This is a genomic window from Planktothricoides sp. SR001, from assembly GCF_001276715.1.
Classification (GTDB): domain Bacteria; phylum Cyanobacteriota; class Cyanobacteriia; order Cyanobacteriales; family Laspinemataceae; genus Planktothricoides; species Planktothricoides raciborskii.
Genome location: NZ_LIUQ01000094.1, coordinates 1 through 743, shown reverse-complemented (window position 1 = coordinate 743; position 743 = coordinate 1). Strand labels below are relative to the sequence as shown.

Annotated in this window: 1 protein-coding gene; it reads right to left on the bottom strand. The window is 33.5% G+C overall.

Going from position 1 to position 743, the window contains the following annotated elements; genetic code table 11:
- Positions 1 to 51: 51 nt before the first annotated feature.
- Positions 52 to 612 carry a transposase gene (locus AM228_RS27745; RefSeq protein WP_054470179.1) on the bottom strand — a complete coding sequence of 187 codons (561 nt, stop codon included), beginning with the start codon at positions 610 to 612 and terminating at the stop codon, positions 52 to 54.
- Positions 613 to 743 lie beyond the last annotated feature (131 nt).

Sequence of the window (743 nt, the reverse complement as noted above, 5' to 3'; positions counted from 1 at the left end):
CCGAATGCTTTGCCCCTACAACCCTAATCCAATATTAATTTTTTTGGGGATTTAAAAGGGTAAAAAATTTGGATTTTCTTCGTCTTCCTCCCAACGGTAAGGATTTTCTAATATATATTGACGAATTCGATTTAATGACTGGTCATTCCGATTAATGTGCTCGTAAAAATTTCTTTGCCATACCAGGGGTAATTTAGATCCCCGTAATTGATTTATTTTTCGAGTAGATATTGATTTAAAATTTTGAATAATTGCCGGAATCGAACCAGAATAAGTGCCTTTTTTCTGATCAAAATAACTGGGATAATCATCAATTTGCATTCTTTCTAATGGCTCTTCTAAGCATAAAATTCCATGAATATGGTTGGGCATCACGACAAAAACATCTAAGGTTAGATTTTTAAAGTAGCTGGGTAATCGTTGCCAAGTTGCCCGAACTGTGGCGCCGTATATATTTTCATACATTTTGCGATCGACGATATCTCCAAACAGACAATACCGCTGATTTGTACAGATTGTAATAAAGTAAGCACCCGGATTGGTGTAATCATATCGTGGATATCTAATCGATCGCCTATGATATTTTTGAGGACTAAATTTTTTTTGATTCATATTTTTTGGGTAAAAAATATTATCCAATTATATCATATTATATCATAATTATCATTTTTGTCTACATTATCATTTTTTGTCTATCCTGTAGGGGTTGTAGGGGCAAAGGATTCGGTGATTAATTCCTGATT

What these genes read in the sequence shown, in the direction of transcription:
- AM228_RS27745 (WP_054470179.1), bottom strand. Translation starts at nt 612, where the DNA reads ATGAATCAAAAAAAATTTAGTCCTCAAAAATATCATAGGCGATCGATT.